This window comes from Bacillota bacterium, assembly GCA_040757205.1.
Classification (GTDB): domain Bacteria; phylum Bacillota; class Desulfotomaculia; order Desulfotomaculales; family Desulforudaceae; genus Desulforudis.
Genome location: JBFLXL010000001.1, coordinates 12901 through 33385, shown reverse-complemented (window position 1 = coordinate 33385; position 20485 = coordinate 12901). Strand labels below are relative to the sequence as shown.

23 protein-coding genes are annotated in these 20485 nt (G+C 63.2%); 2 read left to right on the top strand and 21 right to left on the bottom strand.

Translation table 11 applies throughout. The features are described from left to right. Positions 1–140 precede the first annotated feature (140 nt). Positions 141–1298 (top strand): CapA family protein, encoded by a 1158-nt coding sequence (locus tag AB1402_00185; GenBank protein ID MEW6540023.1) that lies wholly within the window; start codon positions 141–143, stop codon positions 1296–1298. A gap of 427 nt (positions 1299–1725) precedes the next feature. Here AB1402_00185 and AB1402_00180 read toward each other — a convergent pair whose 3' ends face one another. The 11 genes from AB1402_00180 to ylxM all read right to left on the bottom strand — a co-directional run bounded on the left by AB1402_00180 (position 1726) and on the right by ylxM (position 8946). After that, positions 1726–2538, bottom strand: coding sequence for a ribonuclease HII (locus AB1402_00180; GenBank protein MEW6540022.1), 813 nt, complete (start codon positions 2536–2538; stop codon positions 1726–1728). Beyond that, positions 2528–3382, bottom strand: a complete 855-nt coding sequence (ylqF, locus tag AB1402_00175) for a ribosome biogenesis GTPase YlqF (GenBank protein MEW6540021.1) — start codon at positions 3380–3382, stop codon at positions 2528–2530. Before ylqF ends, AB1402_00180 begins: the two co-directional genes overlap by 11 nt. A 13-nt stretch (positions 3383–3395) precedes the next feature. Further along, on the bottom strand, positions 3396–3920 hold the full coding sequence (lepB, locus tag AB1402_00170) for a signal peptidase I (GenBank protein ID MEW6540020.1): 525 nt from the start codon (positions 3918–3920) through the stop codon (positions 3396–3398). A 62-nt stretch (positions 3921–3982) separates the two neighbouring features. Beyond that, on the bottom strand, positions 3983–4330 hold the full coding sequence (gene rplS, locus AB1402_00165; protein MEW6540019.1) for a 50S ribosomal protein L19: 348 nt from the start codon (positions 4328–4330) through the stop codon (positions 3983–3985). A gap of 277 nt (positions 4331–4607) precedes the next feature. After that, positions 4608–5357: a tRNA (guanosine(37)-N1)-methyltransferase TrmD gene (gene trmD, locus AB1402_00160; GenBank protein ID MEW6540018.1), complete on the bottom strand. Its 750-nt coding sequence runs from the start codon at positions 5355–5357 to the stop codon at positions 4608–4610. Beyond that, positions 5354–5866 (bottom strand): ribosome maturation factor RimM, encoded by a 513-nt coding sequence (rimM, locus tag AB1402_00155; protein MEW6540017.1) that lies wholly within the window; start codon positions 5864–5866, stop codon positions 5354–5356. Before rimM ends, trmD begins: the two co-directional genes overlap by 4 nt. Next, entirely contained in the window at positions 5859–6239 is a 381-nt protein-coding gene (locus AB1402_00150) for a YlqD family protein (protein MEW6540016.1), read from the bottom strand. The genes rimM and AB1402_00150 overlap by 8 nt, the downstream gene beginning before the upstream one ends. Before the next feature lie 64 nt (positions 6240–6303). Then, positions 6304–6531 carry a KH domain-containing protein gene (locus AB1402_00145; protein ID MEW6540015.1) on the bottom strand — a complete coding sequence of 76 codons (228 nt, stop codon included), beginning with the start codon at positions 6529–6531 and terminating at the stop codon, positions 6304–6306. A gap of 67 nt (positions 6532–6598) precedes the next feature. Beyond that, positions 6599–6877: a 30S ribosomal protein S16 gene (rpsP, locus tag AB1402_00140; GenBank protein ID MEW6540014.1), complete on the bottom strand. Its 279-nt coding sequence runs from the start codon at positions 6875–6877 to the stop codon at positions 6599–6601. Between the two features lie 269 nt (positions 6878–7146). Further along, positions 7147–8505 carry a signal recognition particle protein gene (gene ffh, locus AB1402_00135; protein MEW6540013.1) on the bottom strand — a complete coding sequence of 453 codons (1359 nt, stop codon included), beginning with the start codon at positions 8503–8505 and terminating at the stop codon, positions 7147–7149. Positions 8506–8580: 75 nt separating this feature from the next. After that, positions 8581–8946 carry a YlxM family DNA-binding protein gene (gene ylxM / locus AB1402_00130; protein ID MEW6540012.1) on the bottom strand — a complete coding sequence of 122 codons (366 nt, stop codon included), beginning with the start codon at positions 8944–8946 and terminating at the stop codon, positions 8581–8583. A 169-nt stretch (positions 8947–9115) separates the two neighbouring features. Here ylxM and AB1402_00125 point away from each other — a divergent pair, with 169 nt between their 5' ends. Beyond that, positions 9116–10519 carry an aspartate aminotransferase family protein gene (locus tag AB1402_00125; GenBank protein ID MEW6540011.1) on the top strand — a complete coding sequence of 468 codons (1404 nt, stop codon included), beginning with the start codon at positions 9116–9118 and terminating at the stop codon, positions 10517–10519. Positions 10520–10611: 92 nt separating this feature from the next. On the opposite strand, the gene AB1402_00120 is transcribed toward AB1402_00125, so the two are convergent. The 10 genes from AB1402_00120 to fabG form a co-directional block, all read right to left on the bottom strand. Continuing rightward, positions 10612–11904, bottom strand: coding sequence for an amidohydrolase (locus tag AB1402_00120; GenBank protein MEW6540010.1), 1293 nt, complete (start codon positions 11902–11904; stop codon positions 10612–10614). Then, entirely contained in the window at positions 11901–12569 is a 669-nt protein-coding gene (locus tag AB1402_00115) for a class II aldolase/adducin family protein (GenBank protein MEW6540009.1), read from the bottom strand. Before AB1402_00115 ends, AB1402_00120 begins: the two co-directional genes overlap by 4 nt. Before the next feature lie 404 nt (positions 12570–12973). Further along, the gene (locus AB1402_00110) at positions 12974–14227 is read right to left on the bottom strand and encodes an adenosylhomocysteinase (GenBank protein ID MEW6540008.1); all 1254 of its coding nucleotides are present in this window, start codon (positions 14225–14227) and stop codon (positions 12974–12976) included. After that, positions 14224–15270: an S-methyl-5-thioribose-1-phosphate isomerase gene (gene mtnA, locus AB1402_00105; GenBank protein ID MEW6540007.1), complete on the bottom strand. Its 1047-nt coding sequence runs from the start codon at positions 15268–15270 to the stop codon at positions 14224–14226. Before mtnA ends, AB1402_00110 begins: the two co-directional genes overlap by 4 nt. Next, positions 15270–16190 (bottom strand): S-methyl-5'-thioadenosine phosphorylase, encoded by a 921-nt coding sequence (mtnP, locus tag AB1402_00100; protein ID MEW6540006.1) that lies wholly within the window; start codon positions 16188–16190, stop codon positions 15270–15272. The genes mtnA and mtnP overlap by 1 nt, the downstream gene beginning before the upstream one ends. Before the next feature lie 328 nt (positions 16191–16518). Continuing rightward, positions 16519–17433, bottom strand: coding sequence for a signal recognition particle-docking protein FtsY (gene ftsY, locus AB1402_00095; GenBank protein MEW6540005.1), 915 nt, complete (start codon positions 17431–17433; stop codon positions 16519–16521). Between the two features lie 9 nt (positions 17434–17442). Further along, on the bottom strand, positions 17443–18150 hold the full coding sequence (gene rnc / locus AB1402_00090; protein MEW6540004.1) for a ribonuclease III: 708 nt from the start codon (positions 18148–18150) through the stop codon (positions 17443–17445). Then, complete coding sequence (gene fabF, locus AB1402_00085) at positions 18150–19403, bottom strand: beta-ketoacyl-ACP synthase II (GenBank protein MEW6540003.1); 1254 nt, start codon at positions 19401–19403, stop codon at positions 18150–18152. The genes rnc and fabF overlap by 1 nt, the downstream gene beginning before the upstream one ends. Before the next feature lie 33 nt (positions 19404–19436). Beyond that, the gene (locus tag AB1402_00080; GenBank protein MEW6540002.1) at positions 19437–19670 is read right to left on the bottom strand and encodes an acyl carrier protein; all 234 of its coding nucleotides are present in this window, start codon (positions 19668–19670) and stop codon (positions 19437–19439) included. Between the two features lie 71 nt (positions 19671–19741). Beyond that, complete coding sequence (gene fabG, locus AB1402_00075; GenBank protein ID MEW6540001.1) at positions 19742–20485, bottom strand: 3-oxoacyl-[acyl-carrier-protein] reductase; 744 nt, start codon at positions 20483–20485, stop codon at positions 19742–19744.

Below are 20485 nucleotides of genomic sequence, written 5' to 3'. Positions count from 1 at the left end.
GTTAACCCAAAAAAGAACCTGGCGCAAAGGTCGTGAAGGCGCGAAACAAGCAGGAATTACCCCGGCATTGTGGAAAAATAATGTAATCCGGGTGCTATCCGCCGGCAGACAAAAGAACGTGGTGATGATTCTTGCGCCGTGTGTCTATTTGGTGGCTCTTAGCCTTTTTTTGTCTTTGCTTGGCAGGTGGTTGCACCGGCAATAACGGCGAAGGCCCGCAGTCCGGACAGACCCCGGCGGCACCGGAGCCGCAGGAGGTCCGGATCACCATCACCGCGGTGGGAGACTTCCTCATGCACCTGCCGGTGATCTATTCGGTGCATAACGCGGAAACAGGCCGTTTCGAGTTCGCCGAGATCTTCGGCCCAGTCAGGCACCTGTTTGCGGACGCCGACTACTCCATCGCCAACCTGGAAACCCGTCTGGCCGGCGCGCACCGGGGTTATTCGGGCTACCCCCTGTTCAACTGCCCGGCCGACCTCGCCGCAGAGATGCGGGACGTCGGGCTGAACATGTTCCTGACCGCCAACAACCACAGCCTGGACCAAGGGGTGGAAGGCGTGCTGGCCACCATCCGTCACCTGGAGGCGGCCGGCCTGGACCACATTGGCACCCACGCCGGCCCCGAGGACCGGGAACGTCCCTTCATCACGGAACTCCGGGGAATTCGCGTGGGGATCATGAACTACACCGAATCCACCAACGGCCTGCCGCTCCCCGACGGCATGCCGTACCTGGTGAACATGATCGACCGCGGGACCTTGCAGGAAGAGATCTCCCGCCTCAAGGAAGCCAGGGCCGACATCATCATCGCCTGTCTCCACTTCGGTGTCGAGTACGAGCGCTATCCTACGGAAAATCAGAGGGAACTGGTGGAGTTCTTGTTCAATTCGGGGGTCGACGTCGTGCTGGGCAGCCACCCGCACGTGGTGCAGCCCACCCTTACCAGGACGGTCCTCAAGGAGGGGGTGCCCAGGAAGAAGTTCGCGGCCTATTCCCTGGGGAACTTCATCTCCAACCAGCGTCGGCGTTACAATGACAGCGGTTTGCTGGTCCGGCTGACCGTCAGGAAGGACCCCGCGGGCGGCGTGACGGTTCTGGAGGAGGTGGAACTGGTTCCCGTATGGGTCCACACCTATGTATCGGCCGGCAGGGTGCGTTACCGGGTGCTTCCGGTGCACGAGGCCATTCCCGCCTTCGCCGGTGAAGAGGACCCTCTGCTTACCGCCGCCGACTACGAGCGGCTGCTGCAGGTGGCCGAGGAACTGGGGCCCGATTTCCTGATTGAACCGCCGTGACCACAGGTGTCCGCGTTCTCACCCTAAGCCTCACGTTGCGGAAAATACCGGTCATAGACGGTTTCCCAAGACAATGGCCTCCAAACGGAGGCGGCCGACCTCAGGGTGTCGGCTTCAAGCCGGGGAATTACGGAATTACGTTAGGAATTACGGGGATTAGGAATTACGGGGACATTTTACTCAATTATGAGATCGCCTCAATAATTAAGTAAGTCTCATGCCGCCTGCGGCGGCACCACCTGAGAACGAAAACAGTGGAACATTTTCAGGGCAGGCGCCCCCGTAATTCCCAATAATTGAGTATGGTGTCCCTGTAATTACGCGGTGGAAAAATAATGTAATCCGGGTGCTATCCGCCGGCAGACAAAAGAACGTGGTGATGATTGTTGGCCTCCAAACGGAGGCGGCCGACCTCAGGCGGTCGGCTTCAGGGTGTCGGCTTCAAGCCGGCTTGGCGGGAGAGCGGGCGCAGGAAGGAAACCCGGTGCAACGCACAGGGGCCGTAGCGTTCCAGCGCCCGGTAGTGTTCGGGCGTGGGGTAGCCCTTGTGTCGGTCGAAACCATACTCGGGGTACAGGTGGTGCATCCGCAACATTAACTCGTCCCGGTAAACCTTGGCCAGAATCGACGCCGCCGCCACGGAGGCGCTGACCTGCTCTCCCTTTACCAGGGCGGTCTGGGAGGCGGGAAAGTGGGACACAGTAAAAGTCCCGTCGACCAGGACCCACCCAGGAACGAGGCTCAAGCCCTCCAGCGCCCGCCGCATGGCCAGCAATCCGGCGCACAGGATGTTCATCCGGTCAATTTCACCGGCGTCGGCGATTCCAATCCCCCAGGAGTGAGCTCGGGCCCGGATTTCGTCCACCAGCCGGCTCCGGGCCGCGCTGGTCAGTTGTTTGGAGTCCTTGAGTTCCGGGAGCACCGCACCGCGGCCCAAGACCACGGCGGCGGCCACCACCGGACCGGCCAAGGGTCCCCTCCCGGCCTCGTCGGTTCCGGCCACCGGCCCACACCCGGCGGCTTCCAATGCCCGCTCGTAGCCGTAGAGCATTTGCAAGCGCTCGGCTTCCGCCCGGTCCCTGGCGATTCGGCGCAGTGCTTGGCGCCGCAGCTCCCGGGCGCCGGCGCGTGCGTCCCGGCCGAGCATCTCCAGCAGTCCGGCATCGGGGACAACCGTCGCAAACAGGCGTTCCCGGATCTTTTGCAGGGTCAAACTTTTCGGTCCTTCCCTATTCGTCATCCCCCCGTCCCTCCCCCGGGATGTCCAGCGTGAAACGGCCGAGGGCGCCCTCCCGATAGTCTTTGAGCACCACGGCGGCGGTTTTGTCGTGGTCGGTTTTCCCGCCCGGCAGCAACAAGCCCCGCTTGCGGCCGATCACCTCCAGCGCGTCGGCGGTGGCGGCCGGGACCGCCGGGAGGCCGTAGCGCTGCCGGAGGGCCCGGGGGGAATTGTGCCGCAACCAGGAAATCAACCATCCAGCCACTTCCTCACGGCTGAATACTTCTTCCGGGACCGCGCCGGTGGCCGCCAACTTGAACCCCAGCTCCGGACCGCCGAGTTTCGGCCAGAGCGTGCCTGGCGTATCCAGAAGCTCCAGCCGACGGTTCACGCGAATCCACTGCTTGCCCCGGGTGATGCCAGGCACTTTGCCCGTCTGGGCCGCGCGTTGTCCGGTCAAACGGTTTATGAAAGAGGATTTGCCCACGTTCGGTATCCCAACTGTTACCGCTCTGTACACCGGCTTTTGTTTTCCGGCCGGGCTTTCCAGCAGGCTCCGGACGGCGCGTGTCACGGCCGAAACGTCCGACTCGCCCCCGCGGACGGCGTTGAACTTCAGCGCCGGGACACCCTGCGCGTTGAATACCTGAAGCCATTTGGCGGTGCGGGCCGGATCGGCCAGGTCGGGTTTGGTCAGGATGAGCATCCGCGGTTTGTGGGCGGTTATTTCAAGCAGCAGCGGGTTCCGGCTGCTTTCCGGGATGCGGGCGTCGGCCAGCTCGAACACCAGGTCACACAGACGCAACTGTTCACGGATCAGACGTTTGGTTTTGGCCATGTGGCCCGGATACCAGTGTACAGACATGTCCCGCCACCTATCAGTGCACCGCGCTGAGGCGGGTGACCGGCCAGTAGATGGCCACCGCCTTGCCGATCACCAGGTCCTCGTCGAGATCTCCCCAGACCCGGCTGTCGTCGCTGTTGGCACGGTTGTCGCCCAGCATAAAGAGACTCCCCTCCGGCACCCTCAAGGGGCCGAAATCGCGGTAGGACACACCCGGAGACAGGTATTCCTCCACCACCGGTACGCCGTCGACGTACAGCCGGCCGTCCCGGACCGCCACCGTCTCCCCGCCCAGGGCCGCCACCCGCTTCACAAAGGCCCGCTTCGGATCAAGGGGGTATTTGAACACGATCACGTCTCCCCGCTCCGGTTCGCGGAAGTAGTAGCTGAACTTGGACACGATTATCCGGTCCCCCGTCAGCAACGTGGGCTCCATGGAACCCGAAGGGATATAAAACGGCTGAAAGATGAAGAACCGTATCACTAGCGCCAGGATCACCGCAATCAGAAGTGACTCGACAAAATCTCCAAATAGGCGGCGGCGCCGACCCGTCCCCAATACTCAACCCCTCCGTGGCACAAAAAGTTAAAGAGGGAACTGTCTTGCAGCCCCTCTCCACGTTATCTGACCTTTCTCTCCCGGATGCGGGCCGCCTTACCGCGCAGTTTCCTCAAGTAGTACAACCGGGCCCGCCGTACGCGGCCCAGCCGGATCACCTCAATCCGGTCCACCCGCGGCGAATGGAGCGGAAAAGTACGTTCTACGCCCACGCCGTACGATACCCGGCGCACCGTGAAGGTCTCGCTCACGCCGCCGCCGCGTCTTCTGATCACGACGCCCTCAAAAACCTGGATGCGCTGCCGTTCGCCTTCGACCACCTTTACGTGAACCCGGACGGTGTCACCCGGGCGGAATACCGGGATGTCCGGCTTTAACTGCTCCTCGGCAAAAGTCCGGATATGGTCCATCAACACTTGCCTCCTCATCGTTCGTGGCCTCAAGCCAACCGTAATTTTACCACATGGTTCTCACATACTGCAAGGGTTCACGGCCCCGGACAGGGCTGACGCATGAAAAATGCTCACAAACCCTTGAGCCTAGCAATTTCTTGATAAAAATAGCACGAAAAGTTTTCCTGCTGCGATCCTTGCAAGCATTGATATACTTGCGTTTTTAAAGGCGTGCGTCAGCTCACGCCCCGGAGCCGGCCTTACCAAGAGCGGCGCCGGGGCGTGAGCCCCGGAGTTAGGCCAGGCCCAACTCCCTCAGCCGATGGGCCAATTCGGCCAGCCACTCCCGGTCGCCCGCCGCCAGCCGGGCCCCGGCAATCAAATCCGGCCGGCGCACCAGGGTCCGGAGCAGGGCTTCCCGCCGGCGCCAGCGTTCCACTTCGCCATGATGCCCGCTTAAAAGGACATCCGGCACCTCTCGTCCCAAATACTCCCGGGGCCGCGTGTATTGAGGGTACTCCAGCAGCCCGCCGGCGAAGGAGTCGTCCGCGGCGCCGCCCGGCTCGCCCAGCACACCGGGAATCAACCGGCAGACCGCGTCCACCACCAGCATCGCCGGGATTTCGCCCCCGGTGACCACGAAATCGCCCACCGAGATTTCCAGATCTGCGTCTTCGCGGACCCTTTCGTCCACCCCTTCGTAGTGACCGCAGATCAACACCAGCTTCCCGGCCGCCGACAGAGCGCGCGCCGCATCCTGGTCAAACCGCCGGCCCTGAGGACACAGGAGCACCACCGTACCCCCGCCCCGTCCCCGCTCCTCGAGGTGGCCGAGCGCCCGGCGGATGGGTTCGGCCTGCATCACCATTCCGCCCCCGCCCCCGTAGGGTGTGTCGTCAACCGTCCGGTGCCGGCTCGGTGAGAAGTCCCGGATGTCGAACAGCTCGATGTCCACCAGGCCTCGTTCCCGCGCCCGCTTAATGATGCTGCTTTCGAAGGGCCCCGCGAACATCTCGGGGAACAAAGTCAAGATACTGATGATCATTCCCGCAATCCCTCGGGCAGGGCCACGGTGATGCGCCGCCGCTTCAAGTCGATTTCCCGCACCACGGTTTTGAGCGCCGGGAGCAAAAAGTCCTCTCCGTCGCCGCTTTTTACCACGTAGACGTCGTTCGCCCCCGTGCGCAGCACGTCAGCGACGACACCGAGGTAATCCCCTTTTGCACTGAAGACGGACGCGCCGACGATTTCGAAGACGTAGTGGTGACCGTCGGGCAAAGGCGCCAACTCCGAGCGGGGTATCTTGAGCTGTGCCCCTTTCAGCTTCTCGGCGGCGTTCATGTCCGGGATCTCCCGGAATTCAAGGATCACAAACCGCTTATGGTAGGATACCCGCCCGATGTGTACCAGCCGGCGCACCGGCCCCTGCTCCAGGTAGACGGCCTTCAGCCGGCGGAAACGGTCGGGAAAGTCCGTCAGGGGGAGCACCCGGACGGCACCCCGGTGCCCCTGGGTATTGACGATCTCGCCGATCAAAATCAATTCCTCATTCATTGCCGGGACCTCCGGCCGGCGTCCTGATGTCCACCACGCGGCCGTCCTCCAGAAGCACTTCAACCTCCATCACGCTCTGCCAGTCGTCGCCGACCGCCAGCCTGACCAGGCTTTCGACCCGCCCGTGCCACACCTCGTCACCCGGCTGCAGCCGGCGCACACCCTGCGCCTGTTCAACCAATTTCTGCCGCGCCTCGAGCCTTTTGCGCCGCTCCTCCTCGGACGGTGGGGTTTGCAGGCGCTCCAGGCGCTCAAGTTCCAGGTCCAGCCGGCGCACGGAGTACTCGATCTGATGGAGCAGGGCCGTCTTGTAGCGCTCGGTAACCCTGATTTTGACCGCCACCGGGCGGGTGACGATGATGCTTTTCGGCAAGCGCCGCACCTCCCGGCCTTCAAAAAGGGGCCAGGCCCCTTTTCCGGCAGGCCCATTCTAACGCCTATATGATTTCCATGGTCACCCGTTTGCGCTGCTTGTTGGCCGCCGCTTTCACCAGCGTGCGCATCGCCTTCGCAATCCGCCCCTGCTTCCCGATCACCTTGCCCATATCCTCAGGCGCGACCCGGAGTTCGATGAGCACCGCCTGGTCGTTCTCCACAACCCGCACCTCAACCTGCCCAGGCTGGTCCACCAACGACCGGGCCAAAACCTCCACCAGCTCTTTCATGGTTAACCCCTTTCACTGACGACACTACAAGACTGAAACGTTCGTCAGGCCACCAGTTCTTCCATGGTTAACCCCTTTCCTCGGCTCGTTCCGCACCCAGGCGCTCCAGTACTCCGGATTTCTTGAAAAGGGATCGCACCGTCTCGGTCATCTGGGCCCCTTGCTGCAACCAAACGCGGGCTTTGGCCTCATCCACCGAGATCCGCGCCGGTTCCTCCAGGGGATCGTAGTAGCCGATCTGCTCGATGAACCGCCCGTCTCTCGGCGAACGGGCGTCGGAAACCACAATCCGGTAAAAGGGGTCCCTCTTGGCCCCCATCCGCTTTAGTCTGATCTTAACCGCCACCGCTTCACCTCCTCTCAGGTGCCAGGCACCAACTTATTTACTTATTCGCTGCGCCCAGGGCTGCCATAGGGTGTTTGCCTTCATCTCTCAGGTGCCAGGCACCCAACTTATTTACTTATTCAGATCGCTATACCGCACTCGGCACCACTTAATCAAAAGCACCAAGCCGCCGCTCTGTATTTTCGGAGCAATCGCTCACGACGATTTATCGTCGCTCATGCGGGAATGAAAATAAACTCTCAGCCTAAAAGCGACGGCCACGACATGAGTTAAATGCCTGGCATTTTAAAGGGAAACTTGCGCTTGCCGCCCTTTTTGGCGCCCTTTTCCCAGTCGCCGAACTGTTTGACCAGCTTCCTGGTATGGTCGAATTGTTTTAAGAGCCGGTTCACGTCCTGAACGCTTGTGCCGCTGCCCCGGGCGATTCGCCGCCGTCGGCCGCCGTCGATCCGCTCCGGGTTGCGCCGCTCCCACGGGGTCATGGAATTGATGACCGCCTCGGCCACCACCAGTTCCTTTTCGTCGAACTGCATGGCTCCTTTCATCTTCTTCGTCATCCGGTCCATCCCCGGGATCATCCCCATAATTTGGTCGAGCGGGCCTATCTTCTTAAACTGGCGCAGTTGTTCCCCAAAATCCTCCAGATTGAAGTCGGCGCTTTTAAGTTTCTTGCGCATCTCGGCCGCTTGTTCGGCGTCAAAAGCGGCCTGCGCCTTTTCGATCAGGGTAAGGACGTCACCCATGCCCAGGATCCGGTCCGCCATCCGGTTCGGGTGGAATGGTTCCAGTGCGTCCAACTTCTCGCCGAGGCCGGCGAATTTGACCGGGCAGCCCGTAACCGCCCGCACCGAAAGCGCGGCGCCGCCCCTGGTGTCGCCGTCCAGCTTGGTCAGGATCACTCCGTCCAGCACCAGGCGCTGGTGGAAAGATTCGGCCACCGTCACCGCGTCCTGACCGGTCATGGCGTCGACCACCAGCAGGATTTCGTGCGGCTGAACGCCGGCCTTGATCCGCTCCAGCTCGACCATGAGTTCCTCGTTGACGTGCAGACGGCCGGCGGTGTCAATAATCACCACGTCCTGACCGCCCTTTTTGGTGCTCTCCAGGGCCGCCCCGGCGATACCGACGGGATCCTGTTCACCCATGCTGAACACCGGCACGTCGATCTGCCCGCCGAGCACCTGAAGCTGTTTGATGGCGGCCGGCCGGTAGATGTCCGCCGCCACCAGCAGGGGCCGGCGGCCCTGCTTCCTGAGGAGGTTGGCCAACTTGGCCGCGGTGGTGGTCTTGCCCGAACCCTGCAGGCCGACCAGCATCACCACGGTGGGGGGTTTCGGGGCCGGCTCCAGCCGGGCGTTTTGCCCCCCCATCAGCGCGGTCAGCTCCTCGTGCACGATTTTGACCACTTGCTGTGCCGGGGTCAGGCTGGCCATCACGTCCTGGCCGGTGGCCCGCTGGCGCACGACATTGACGAAATTGCGCACCACCTTGAAGTTCACGTCGGCCTCCAGGAGGGCCAACCGCACCTCCCGCAGCGCCTGGTTTACGTCCTCCTCGGTGAGCTTGCCTTTGCCCCTCAGTTTTTTGAAGGTCTCCTGCAGCCTGTCGGAAAGACTGGCGAAGGCCATCAGATCACCCCGTTCTCCGAAATTGGTCCGCCGGATCGCTGCATCTCCTGCAGGCGGCGATGCGCATTACCATATTCAGCCGAGTGTTCCCGAAATTGGCCTGCCGGATCGCTGCATCTCCTGCAGGAGTTGTCTCAACCGCGTCACGGCCTCTTCCCGGCCGGCGCCCAGATCGTCCAGGGCCGCCAAGGCCTCACCGATCCGGTTTCGGTCGCTTAAGTACCGGGCCGCCAGGTTCAGTTTCTGTTCGAAATGCTCGAGTGACTCCTCAGCGCGCTTGAGCGTATAATGCACGGCTTGTCTGGTTACGGAAAGCTCCCCGGCGATCTCGCCGAGAGAGAAATCCTGCTCGTAGTAAAGCTCCAACACTTGCCGCCGGCGATCCGTCAGCAACGGCCCATAGAAGTCGTAGAGCAAGTTGATCCAGGCGAATCTATCCAACCGTGCGCCCCTATCAAGTATTTTTACTTTACAGCGAGATTTTATATAACCACCGGGCCGATGTCAAGAAAAAACATCCCGCATGGAAGGGTTTTCAGGCCCGGCCTGGAAAATTAGGAGTCGGGACGGTTAGAATATCCTTAAATGCCAACGAAAGCTGGGATCGAAAATGTCCCTGATCTCACTGGAAGAAGCGCTCCGGATGCGGACCGCCGAAGTGCGGGACAAGCATAAAACCTACCTCAGCACCCCCCATGCTTCCATCCAGATTCTGACGAACGCCGACCGGCAGTACGTGCGGGCCCAGGGCACCCGGCTGTGGGATTTGGACGGGCACGAATACCTTGATTTTGTGAGCGGCTACGGCTCCATCAACGTGGGCCACAACCACCCCCGTCTTCTCGAAGCCGTGCGCCGGGTCGAGGAGATGCCCAAGCTGGTCCAGGTCTCGCTGCAGCAGCTGCCTGCGGCGCTGGCGCACAACCTGGCCCAGGTCGCCCCCGGAAACCTGAAGCGCTCCTTCTTCTGCAATTCGGGCGCGGAGGCTGTCGAGGGCGCGCTGAAGATCGCCCGGGCCGCCACGGGACGCCCGGGGTTCATCTCCTGTGAAGGGGGTTTTCATGGCAAGACCTTCGGCGCCCTGTCGGTATCCGGGCGGCCAAAGTACCGGACCCCGTACGAGCCGCTGCTTTCCGGCTGCACGCTGGTGCCCTTCGGGAACCTGGACGCTCTGGAAACCGCCCTGAAAGCCGGCCAAGCGGCCGCTTTCATCGTCGAGCCGATCCAGGGAGAGGGAGGGGTGGTCACACCTCCCCCGGGCTATCTGGCCCAGGCTCGCCGGCTGTGTGCCCAGCACGGCACCCTGTTCATCGCCGACGAGGTCCAAACGGGGTTCGGACGCACCGGCGCCCTATTTGCCTGCGCCGACGAGGGGGTTGAGCCCGACATCCTCTGCCTCTCCAAGGCGCTGGGCGGAGGCATGGTCCCAGCCGGCGCTTATCTCACCACGGAAGAAATCTGGAAGAAGGCCTACGGCACTTATGACACCTCCCTCCTGCACACTTCCACCTTCGGCGGCTACTGGGGCAACACCTTGGCCTGCGCTGTGGCGATCACCGCCCTGCAGGTCACCCTGGAAGAGGACCTGCCGGCCCGGGCCCGGGAAAACGGCGCCTATTTCCTCGACGGGCTGAGACGGCTGAAGGGCGTCTATCCCCTGTTGAAGGACGTGCGCGGACGCGGGCTGATGGTGGGCATCGAACTCGCCGACGAGGGCAAGGGGCTGCTGGCCAAGCTCTCCACCAGCATCTCCGAGAAGGTGGTTGGCGACGTCGGGCAGGTGAGCAGCCTGGTATCGGTCGAACTCCTGAACAACCACCGGGTGCTCTCCGTGTACACCCTGAACAACCCATCGGTCATCCGGCTTTATCCCCCGCTGAACGTCGGCCGGGAGGACCTGGACTACGTCCTGGAGTCGCTGGAACAGATACTGTCCCGGCGCAAGAGCTTTTTGGGCGCCGCCACGTCCAGGCTGGGCGGGCTGGTGCAGACCTACAGCCGCAACCGGCAGTAGCCGAAGACACCAAACACGTTTCGGGGCCCGGACGCGTCACCGGGCCCTTATTGCTGCCGGGCCGCGGAATACGCCCGTTTTTCCCTCAGAGACTACACGGATTCGATCAGCCGCCGCGCGGCCCGTCCGGCATGACGGAGCACCGCTTCCTCGTCAACGGTCAGCACCCGCCGGTTGCGCATCAGCGTGCGGCCGTCAACAATGACGGTGTCCGCGTCGGCCCGGCCGGCGCTGTAAACCAGGTGGGCCTGGTAGCTGTGCGCCGGGCAAAGGTGCGGCTGGTTCACGTTCCAAAGCACGATGTCCGCCCGCTTGCCCACCTCCAGGGTGCCGATCCGGTCCTCCAAACCCAGCACCCGCGCGCCTCCGGCGGTGGCCATCTCCAACACCAGGCCGGCCGGCAGCACCGTGGGGTCTCCCTGGGCCACTTTCTGCAGCAGGGCGACCGTCCGCATCTCGTCCACCATGTTCAAATCGTTGTTGCTGGCCGCACCGTCAGTGCCGATGCCCACCCGGATCCCGGCCGCCAGCATCCGGACCACCGGGGCGATGCCGCTGGCCAGCTTCATGTTGCTTTGCGGGTTGTGCGCCACTCCCACGCCCCGCCGGGCCAGGATCTCAATGTCCGCCTCGCTCAGGTGCACGCAGTGCGCCGCCAGCACGGGCCGGTGAAAAAGGCCGGTCTCTTCCATCAGGGCGATGGGCGAACAGCCGTACTCCGCTTTGATCTGTTCAATCTCCGTCCGGGTTTCGCACAGGTGGATGTGCAGCCCAACATCGAGTTCTTCTGACACAGCCACCACTTTCTTGAGGTACGCCGGGGGACAAGTGTAGGGGGCGTGCGGCCCGAGCATGGCCGAAATGCGCCCCGATGCCGCCCCGTGCCAGCGGCGCGCAAATTCACACCCCTCGGCCAACGCCGCATCAGCGTGCCCGGATACGCCGATGAGGCCCCGGCACAATGAGGCGCGCAGCCCGATTTCCGCCACGGCCTGCGCCACCCGGTCCATCTCGAAGTACTGGTCGGCAAAGGTGGTGGTGCCTGACTTCAGCATTTCCAGCCCCGCCAGCAGACTGCCCCAGTAAATGTCCTCTCCGGTCAGCAAATTCTCCACGGGCCAAATCTTTCGGGTCAGCCACTCCATCAGAGGCATGTCGTCCGCGTATCCCCGAAACAGGGTCATCGCCGCGTGGGTATGGCAGTTAACCAAACCGGGAGTCGCCACCATCCCGGTGGCGTCAATGGTCTCGTCCGCCGCGAACGTCCCCGGCACCGATCCTTCGGGCCCGGCAAAAACGATCCGGCCCGCTTCCACCGCAATGTTCCCGGCAAAATCCGGCCCGGCCACGGGAATCACGTAGGCGTTTTGAACCAGTATCCTCATCCCTCGCCACGCTCCCTCTGGCCGTATTCTTTGGCGTAGTGTTCCAGCAGGACCGCCGTTTCCTCGTCGGTAAGGACCACCGGAGTACCGATGGCCCGCGCCAGGATGTACACCTGAGCCGCTCTCTCCACCTGCTGGCACACCTGAAACGCCTCGTCCGGAGTCCGGCCCACGCCGACCACCCCGTGGTTGGCCAGCAAAACCGCGTTGACCCGGCCGAGCGCGGCGGCCGCCAGTTCCGCCAGCCGCCGGCTGCCGGAAACGGCATACTGGGTAACCGGCACCGGGCCCCCGATCATCGCCACCGCGTCCTCCAGAATGGCCGGGATGGGCATCCGGTTTACCGCCATTACTCCGGCGTATGGTGAATGGGTATGGATGACGCACTGCACGTCCGGACGGGAGCGGTAGACCGCCAGGTGCAGGGTGAGTTCGGTGGAGGGTTTGCGCTCACCTTCGACCACCCGCCCGTCCATGCCGATGATCACCATATCCCGGGTGGTCATCCGACGATAGTCCAGACCGCTGGGGGTGATCACCACCACGTTGTCCCGGGCCACCCGGCAGGAGAGGTTGCCCCAGGTGCCGATCACCAGCCCCGATTCGGCCACCTTCTGTCCCAGGCGGACCAGTATCTCCTTGGCCTTGTCGGCCGCCAAACTCATCCCGCGTCCCTCCTAACGGATCAAGAAAAGGGGGACAGTCCCCGGGGGAAAAAAGGGGACAGTCCTCCTTTTCTCGACCCGCCCCCCAACATGCTTTCACACCTCTAACTTCCCACTTCTCACTTCCATTATGCCAGCCCCCATCCGCACACAGCCGGCTGAGAGCCCCGGCGAAGGCGACATTGCGGAGCGCCGCGAACGGCTGCCGGCGAAGAAGCGGAAAGCCCTGCCGCCGCCGAGGACGCCACGAAACATTGACTGTGAACCGGCCGCCACAACTCCTGGAGCACTACCGTACCGTCTGAACCGGTATCACCAACGATGGTAATCCGCAGGCGGCGTGCAGGGCTCCGCGACGAGCCGCGCTGCCGTCGGCGCGGAGCACCGGAGCCGAGACCGGGGTCTCACGCCGGCTCCCATCCGGTGAGATACTCCTCCTGCTCGGGACTCAGCCGGTCAAGCTCAATGCCCAGCGATTCAAGTTTCAACCCGGCCACCCGGCGGTCGATTTCCGGGGGTACCGGGTAGAGTTTCTTTTCCAGTCCCCCCGCGTGCTCCAGAACATACCGAGCCGTCAGCGCCTGCACAGCGAACGACATGTCCATGATCTCGGCCGGGTGCCCGTCCCCCGCCGCCAAATTCACCAGGCGGCCACGGGCCAGCAGGTACAACCGCCGGCCGTCCGCCAGCCGAAACTCCTCGATGTTGGGACGTACCGCCCGCCGGGAGACGGCCAGCCGTTCCAGGTCCGGTCCGGAAATCTCCACGTTGAAATGCCCGGCGTTGGCCAGGAGCGCCTGGTCGGACATTACCCGGAAATGTTCGGCGCGGAGTACGTCCCGGCAGCCGGTGGCGGAAATGAATACGTTCCCCAATCGGGCGGCCGCAAGGCTGGGCATGACCCGGTAGCCGTCCATGTGCGCTTCGATCGCCCGGACCGGGTCGACTTCGCAAACGACCACGTTCGCCCCCAGCCCCCGGGCCCGCATGGCGATGCCCCGCCCGCACCAGCCGTACCCGAAGACCACCACCGCCTTGCCGGCCACGAGCAGATTGGTGGTCCGCATGATCCCGGACCAGACCGACTCCCCGGTGCCGTAGCGGTTGTCGAACAGGTACTTGGTGTGGGCGTCGTTGACCGCAAACATGGGAAAGGCCAACCGGCCCTCACGCGCCAGGGCCCGCAGCCTGATCACCCCCGTGGTCGTCTCCTCGCAGCCCCCAATCACCCCTGGAGCCAGGTGGACCAAGTCGGTGTGCAAAAGATGCACCAGGTCGCCCCCGTCGTCGATTACAATTCCGGGACCGTTCTCCAGGGTCTGGATCAAATGCGTCCGGTATTCCTCCGGTGTCGGGTCATGCCAGGCGAACACGGCGATTCCGGCCTCTACCAGCGCCGCCGCCACGTCGTCCTGGGTGGACAGGGGATTGCAGCCGGTCACCGCGACCACCGCGCCGCCGGCTTTCAAGACCTCGGCCAGGTAAGCGGTCTTGGCCTCCAGGTGCACGCTCACCGCGATCTTGACGCCGGCAAACGGCCGGGACCGCTCAAACTCAGCCCGAATCGCTCCCAGGACCGGCATGTGGGCCCGGACCCAGTCGATCTTCACTCGGCCCTGTGGCGCCAGGGCCGGATTTCGGATGGCGCAGTTCATCATTTTCCACATCCCCCACCCACTGCCCGGCGGAGAGCTCCCCCAAAGGGAGGCCTAAGCACCCCGGCATCGGTAATCAGGGCGGTGATCAGTTCGTTGGGGGTGATATCGAAGGCCGGATTCCAAACCGCCACTTCCGGCGGAGCGACCCGGCAGTCACGGAAATGAGTTAATTCCGCGGGGTCGCGTTCTTCAATGGGAATGTCGGGGCCGGCAGCCGTCCGCAGGTCGATCGTGGAGAGCGGGGCCGCCACGTAGAACGGAAGGCCGTGCGTCCGCGCCAGCACCGCCAGGCTGTAGGTGCCGATCTTGTTGGCCACATCCCCGTTGGCCGCCACCCGGTCGGCCCCCACAATCACCAGGTCCAGCCCCTCCCGGGCCATCAGGTAACCGGCCATATTGTCCGCGATCAGTACCACCTCGATTCCCTCGCGCATCAACTCCCAGGCCGTCAGCCGTGCGCCCTGCAGGAACGGCCGCGTCTCCCCGGCAAAAACCTTGACCTGTTTCCCCGCCTCCCGGGCCGCCCGGATCACCCCCAGGGCCGTACCGTAGCCGGCTGTAGCCAGCGCCCCCGCATTGCAGTGGGTTAGAATCCGGGCCGGGTCCGGGATCAAGTCCCGGCCGAAGAGCCCCATCCGGCGGTTGGCCTCGATGTCTTCCCGCACGATGGCCTCCGCCTCAGCCAGCAGGGCGCCTCGCAACACCCCGGGTTCGCCCGGGGTGCCTGCCGCCCGCGCCAGCATGCGTTCCAGGGCCCAACCCAGGTTCACCGCCGTAGGCCGGGTGTCCCGGAGTTCACCGGCGATCTCGTGCAAGCGGGCCAGAAAGGACTCCCGGTCCCCGCCGGTTTCCAGCGCACCCAGCACCAGACCAAAGGCCCCCACGGCTCCGATGGCGGGTGCCCCCCGGACCCGCATCGCCTTGATGGCCTCGGCGGCGTTCCGGTAGGAACTACAGGCGACGTAGGCCGTTTCCTCCGGCAGCCTGGTCTGGTCGAGCACGTACAGCCGGCCGTCCTTCCAGTACAGGGTCTCGACGGACATCACTGTTCCTCTTGCGGTACGGCACCGCTTTGATTCCGAGAGCCGGACCGACCACCGACCACCGGCGACCGACCACCGACCACCGGCGACCGACCACCGACCACCGGCGACTGACCACCATTATCGTCCGGCCCCGCCACCGGGCCCCGCACCGCCTCGTGGCACAGGCATTTGCGTTCCGGGTCGATCAGGAGCACGGTGTCCGCAATCAGGGAACGGATCTTGGCGGCGTTCACTTGCATAGCTTCCAGTACCTCTTCGTGGGTCAGCCGGCCGGGCGAAATGCCCGCCGCGAAGTTGGTGACCATGCAGATGGTGGCGTAGCAAATTTCGGCTTCCCGGGCGAGTACCACTTCCGGGACTCCGGTCATCCCGGCCAAGTCGGCGCCGAGTTGTCTCAGCATTCTGATCTCGGCCGGACTCTCGAAACGGGGGCCTTCCGTGGCGGCATAGGTACCGACCGGATGCACCGCCGCCTTCAGAGCCGCCGCGGCCTTTCCCAACAGCGCCCGGAGTTCGGGACAGTACGGCTCGGTCATATCCACGTGCACCACGCCCTCCGGGCCGCCCTCAAAGAAAGTCTGAGCCCGGGACTTGGTAAAGTCCAGGAACTGGTCACAGAACACAAAGTGTCCGGGCTCCATATCCAGGTTCAATGAACCGACGGCGGCGGTGGCCAGAATGCTCCGCACACCCAGTTGCTTCAGGGCCATGATGTTGGCCCGGTAGTTGACCAGGTGCGGCGGCACCGAATGCCCCTGGCCGTGGCGGGCCATAAACGCGACCTCCCGTCCCTCGAGACGGCCGACTTTTAAGCCGACGTCCCCGTAAGGGGTGGTCACATGCTCCTCACGTAAGTCACTCAACATGGCCGGGTCGTACACCCCGGTTCCGCCAATCAGGGCGATCCTCACCGTCATTTCAATTCCCCCATGCATGGTTTTAGCTTCTGACGACCCAAACCCGCCTATACGCCGAAGTTTACGGCCTGCATAAAAGAAGGGGCCGCCGCTGCCCCCCATAAAACAGAATTCAGAATCCAGAATTCAGAATATGGGACATAAACCGGAATCAGCGTTCACTCTGAGGCTCACCCGGACCATTTCAGTGCAACTGCGAGCTCCCAGCTTCCGACCCCTGCCCTTCCGTGGACCAGGCGAAACGTTCGGCAAGCCTATTCCTCTCGTTCTGCATTCTGGCTCCTGAATTCTGGATTCTGAATTCTGAATTCTGGCTCCCTTTCCCGTCCTACCCCAGCAGCCCGTCCACGAACTCGCCGGCATTGAAATACGATAGGTCTTCGATTTTCTCGCCGGTGCCCACCAGCTTGACCGGTATCTGCTGCGAGTTCCGGATCGCCACTACGATCCCGCCTTTGGCGGTACCGTCCAGTTTGGTCAGCACGATCCCGGTCACGCCGACGGCCTCGCCGAACATTTTGGCCTGGCTGACCGCGTTGTGCCCGGTGGTCGCATCCAAAACCAGCAAGACTTCGTGAGGCGCACCCGGCAGTTCCCGGGCCACCACCCGGAATACTTTCTTCAGCTCTTCCATCAGGTTAACCCTGGTGTGCAGCCGGCCGGCCGTGTCGATGATCAACACGTCGGCCTCCCGCGCCCGGGCGGCCTGGATGGCGTCGTAAACCACGGCCGCCGGATCGGCCCCCTCACCGTGCCGGATCAATTCCGCCCCGGCTCTTTTCGACCAGATTTCCAGTTGGTCAATCGCCGCCGCTCTGAAAGTGTCGGCCGCCGCCAGCAGCACTTTCTTTCCCTCTTGGCGGAACAGGTAGGCCAGCTTGCCGATCGAGGTCGTCTTCCCCGTGCCGTTGACTCCCACCACCAGAACCACCGCCGGTTTCCCGTCCAGACTTAAGTTTGCGGTGTCATCCCCGCCCGCAAAGATCTGCCGCAATTCGTCCTTGAGAATCGGTTTGAGCTTGGTTGGGTCATCGAGTCTTTGCGCCTTCATCCGCTCGCGTACCCGGGCCACAAGTCCCAGGGACGTCTCCACGCCGACGTCGGCTTGAATCAACACCTCTTCCAGTTCCTCGTAGAGGGACTCGTCTACGGTCGTCCTCCCGTACACCAGGCCCTCCACCTTCTCGGCCAGTACCTCCCGGGTCTTGGTCAGGCTCTGTTTCAGGCGGCTGAATAAGCCCATAAGAACCTCCTAGTGATGCTGTTCTGAGCGCTCAAAACTGACCAGCGCCTCCCTGGCCGCGTGCTGTTCGGCCTCTTTCTTCGTCCGTCCGGTACCGCGGCCCAGGACCTTGCCCCGGTACATCACACCGGCGGTGAACAACTTATCGTGGTCCGGGCCCTCTTCCTTAATGATCACGTAGCGCAACGGCTCGGCCGACCTTTTCTGCAAAAGCTCCTGCAGCCTGGTCTTGTAGTCGGCCTCCCCCTTGCCGGCCAGCGTGGCGCGGATTATGGGTTCCAGACGTTGCAGCGCAAACCACCGGGCGGTCTCCAGGCCCTGGTCGAGATACAGCGCACCCAGCAACGCCTCCAGCGCGTCGGCGAGTACCGAGGGGCGCTCTCTGCCGCCTGACAGTTCTTCCCCTCGGCCCATGCGCAGGTACATGCCCAAGTTCATCTCCCGGGCCACATGGGCCAATGCCGGTTCGCACACCACGGCGGCCCGGATTTTGGTAAGGTCGCCCTCGGGAGCGTCGGGCAACCGCCGGTACAGATGATCACTGACCGCGATTTCCAGCACCGCGTCGCCGAGAAATTCCAACCGCTGGTTGTGCCGGTGACCCGGGTGCTCGTAGCTGTATGAGCTGTGCGTCAGCGCTTCAAGCAAAAGACCCGGATCCCGCCAGAAGAGCCCGATTCCCTCCTGGAATTCCACCAGGTCTGTGAACGGCACCACTACCGGTCACCGTCCTCGTACCTTCGAAAAGCCAGGGTGGCGTTGTGACCGCCAAAGCCGAAGGCGTTGGACAGGCAAACCCGCACCCGGGCCTCCCGGGCCGAGTTCGGCACGTAGTCCAGGTCGCATTCCGGGTCCGGATATTCATAGTTGATTGTCGGGGGGATTACCTGCCGCTGGAGCACCAGGGCGCAGATCACCGCCTCCAGGCCTCCCGCGGCGCCCAGAAGGTGTCCGGTCATGGACTTGGTTGAACTGACCGCCAGTCTGGAGGCAGCGGGGCCGAAAACGCTCTTGATGGCGATGGTCTCCACCCGGTCATTCAAGGACGTTGAAGTACCGTGGGCGTTGATGTAGTCCACCCCGTCCGGTTCGACGGCCGCGTCGCGCAGAGCGGCCTGCATCGAACGTGCCGCGCCCAATCCTTCCGGATCGGGGGCGGTGATGTGGTAGGCGTCGCAACTGGTGCCGTACCCGACGACCTCGGCGTAAATCCGCGGAGCCCCTCGTTGCCGGGCGTGTTCCAGACTTTCCAGTACCAGAATGCCGCAGCCCTCGGACATAACGAACCCGTCCCGCTCGGCGTCAAAGGGCCGCGAGGCCTGCTCGGGGGCGTCGTTACGCGCCGACGTCGCCTTCATCGCGCAAAAACCGGCCAAGCCCAGCGGGGTGATCGAGGCCTCCGTGCCGCCGGAGATGATGATGTCGGCATCTTGGCGCTGGATTACCTTGAAGGCGTCCCCGATCGCGTGGTTGCCGGACGCGCAGGCGGTAACCACGGTCACGTTGGGCCCGCACAGCCTGTAGGTCAACCCGATCTGGCCGGCCGCCATATTCCCGATCATCATCGGGACAAAAAAGGGGCTCACGCGGTCGGGCCCACGTTCGAACAGAACCCGGGCCTGTTCCTCGAAGGTGTGCATGCCGCCGATTCCGGAACCAATGACCACTCCCACCCGCTCCCGGCGCAAGCCTTCCAGTTCAAGACCGGCGTCTTTAATGGCCATCCCCGCGCCGGCCACCGCAAACTGCGCGTAACGGTCCATACGCCGGGCTTCTTTCTTCTCGATGTAGTCCGTCGGTTCGAAATCGGGCACTTCACCGGCGATCCGTGTTCTGAAAGCGCCGGCGTCAAACGACTGGATGCTTCTGATTCCGGAACGCCCCGCGACCAGGGCGGACCAGAACGGCTCCAGACCGGTGCCCAGGGGCGTGATCACCCCCATACCGGTAATTACCACTCGCGGCCGCAATAAAAGCACCTCCCCCAGGCGGGGCCGGGAACGCTAACTCCGTTCGTCAATGTAGGTTACGGCGTCGCCGACGGTACGGATCTTTTCGGCATCCTCATCGGGAATGCGTATCTCAAAAGCCTCCTCAAAGGCCATCACCAGTTCCACCAGGTCCAGGGAATCAGCGCCAAGATCATCTACAAATGAGGCCTCTATAGTAACCTCTTCTTCGTCCACCCCCAGTTGTTCCACAATCAGTGATTGTATTTTTTGAAACTTTTCAGACATTCGCCTGTCACCCCCTTTCCAGCGCTTGTGCCTTTGATTTATTCCGGCGCGCCATCCAAGCTCGCACGCTCCTATAAGGCCATACCGCCGTCGACGGCGATCACCTGCCCGGTGATATATCCCGCCGCATCACCGGCCAAAAAGACGACCAACGCCGCCACGTCCTCAGGGGTGCCTAAACGCCCCAGCGGAATCTCGGAAACCATGCGCTCACGCACCGCCGGGGACAGTCCCTGGGTCATTTCGGTCTGGATGAAGCCCGGCGCAATCGCATTCACCGTGATGTGGCGCGAACCGACTTCCCTGGCCACCGACTTGGTGAATCCGATCAGGCCCGCCTTTGCAGCGGCATAGTTCGCCTGACCAGCGTTACCCCGCAGTCCGATCACGGACGAAATATTGATGATCCGGCCCCGGCGGGCTTTGATCATGGGCCGGAGTGCCGCCCGGGTGGTGTTGAAAGCCCCTTTCAGATTTACGTTCAATACCTCGTCCCAATCTTGATCAGTCATCCGCAGTAGCAGGTTATCCCGGGTAATCCCGGCGTTATTCACCAGGATGTCCAGACCTCCGAATCCGTTAAGTCCGGCCTGGACCAACTCTGCCGCTTCCTGCGGCCGGGAGATATCAGCCCGGAACAACAGCACTCTGGAGCCTGAACGTTCGGCTTCGGCCGCCACCTGCTCGGCCGCCGTGGTGTTGCTGGCGTAGTTCAGGACCAAGTCGGCCCCGGCGGCGGCCAGAGCCAAAGCCACGGCCCGCCCGATACCACGCGAGGCCCCGGTCACCAAGGCCGTTCTTCCGTCAAGTCTCAT

Excerpts from the sequence above, each read along its gene's own strand:
- AB1402_00180 (MEW6540022.1), bottom strand. The coding sequence starts at position 2,538 with ATGACGAATAGGGAAGGACCGAAAAGTTTGACCCTGCAAAAGATCCGG.
- ylqF (MEW6540021.1), bottom strand. The coding sequence starts at position 3,382 with ATGTCTGTACACTGGTATCCGGGCCACATGGCCAAAACCAAACGTCTG.
- rplS (MEW6540019.1), bottom strand. The coding sequence starts at position 4,330 with ATGGACCATATCCGGACTTTTGCCGAGGAGCAGTTAAAGCCGGACATC.
- trmD (MEW6540018.1), bottom strand. The coding sequence starts at position 5,357 with ATGATCATCAGTATCTTGACTTTGTTCCCCGAGATGTTCGCGGGGCCC.
- rimM (MEW6540017.1), bottom strand. The coding sequence starts at position 5,866 with ATGAATGAGGAATTGATTTTGATCGGCGAGATCGTCAATACCCAGGGG.
- AB1402_00145 (MEW6540015.1), bottom strand. The coding sequence starts at position 6,531 with ATGAAAGAGCTGGTGGAGGTTTTGGCCCGGTCGTTGGTGGACCAGCCT.
- ffh (MEW6540013.1), bottom strand. The coding sequence starts at position 8,505 with ATGGCCTTCGCCAGTCTTTCCGACAGGCTGCAGGAGACCTTCAAAAAA.
- AB1402_00125 (MEW6540011.1), top strand. The coding sequence starts at position 9,116 with ATGTCCCTGATCTCACTGGAAGAAGCGCTCCGGATGCGGACCGCCGAA.
- AB1402_00120 (MEW6540010.1), bottom strand. The coding sequence starts at position 11,904 with ATGAGGATACTGGTTCAAAACGCCTACGTGATTCCCGTGGCCGGGCCG.
- AB1402_00115 (MEW6540009.1), bottom strand. The coding sequence starts at position 12,569 with ATGAGTTTGGCGGCCGACAAGGCCAAGGAGATACTGGTCCGCCTGGGA.
- AB1402_00110 (MEW6540008.1), bottom strand. The coding sequence starts at position 14,227 with ATGATGAACTGCGCCATCCGAAATCCGGCCCTGGCGCCACAGGGCCGA.
- mtnA (MEW6540007.1), bottom strand. The coding sequence starts at position 15,270 with ATGTCCGTCGAGACCCTGTACTGGAAGGACGGCCGGCTGTACGTGCTC.
- mtnP (MEW6540006.1), bottom strand. The coding sequence starts at position 16,190 with ATGACGGTGAGGATCGCCCTGATTGGCGGAACCGGGGTGTACGACCCG.
- ftsY (MEW6540005.1), bottom strand. The coding sequence starts at position 17,433 with ATGGGCTTATTCAGCCGCCTGAAACAGAGCCTGACCAAGACCCGGGAG.
- AB1402_00080 (MEW6540002.1), bottom strand. The coding sequence starts at position 19,670 with ATGTCTGAAAAGTTTCAAAAAATACAATCACTGATTGTGGAACAACTG.
- fabG (MEW6540001.1), bottom strand. The coding sequence starts at position 20,485 with ATGAGACTTGACGGAAGAACGGCCTTGGTGACCGGGGCCTCGCGTGGT.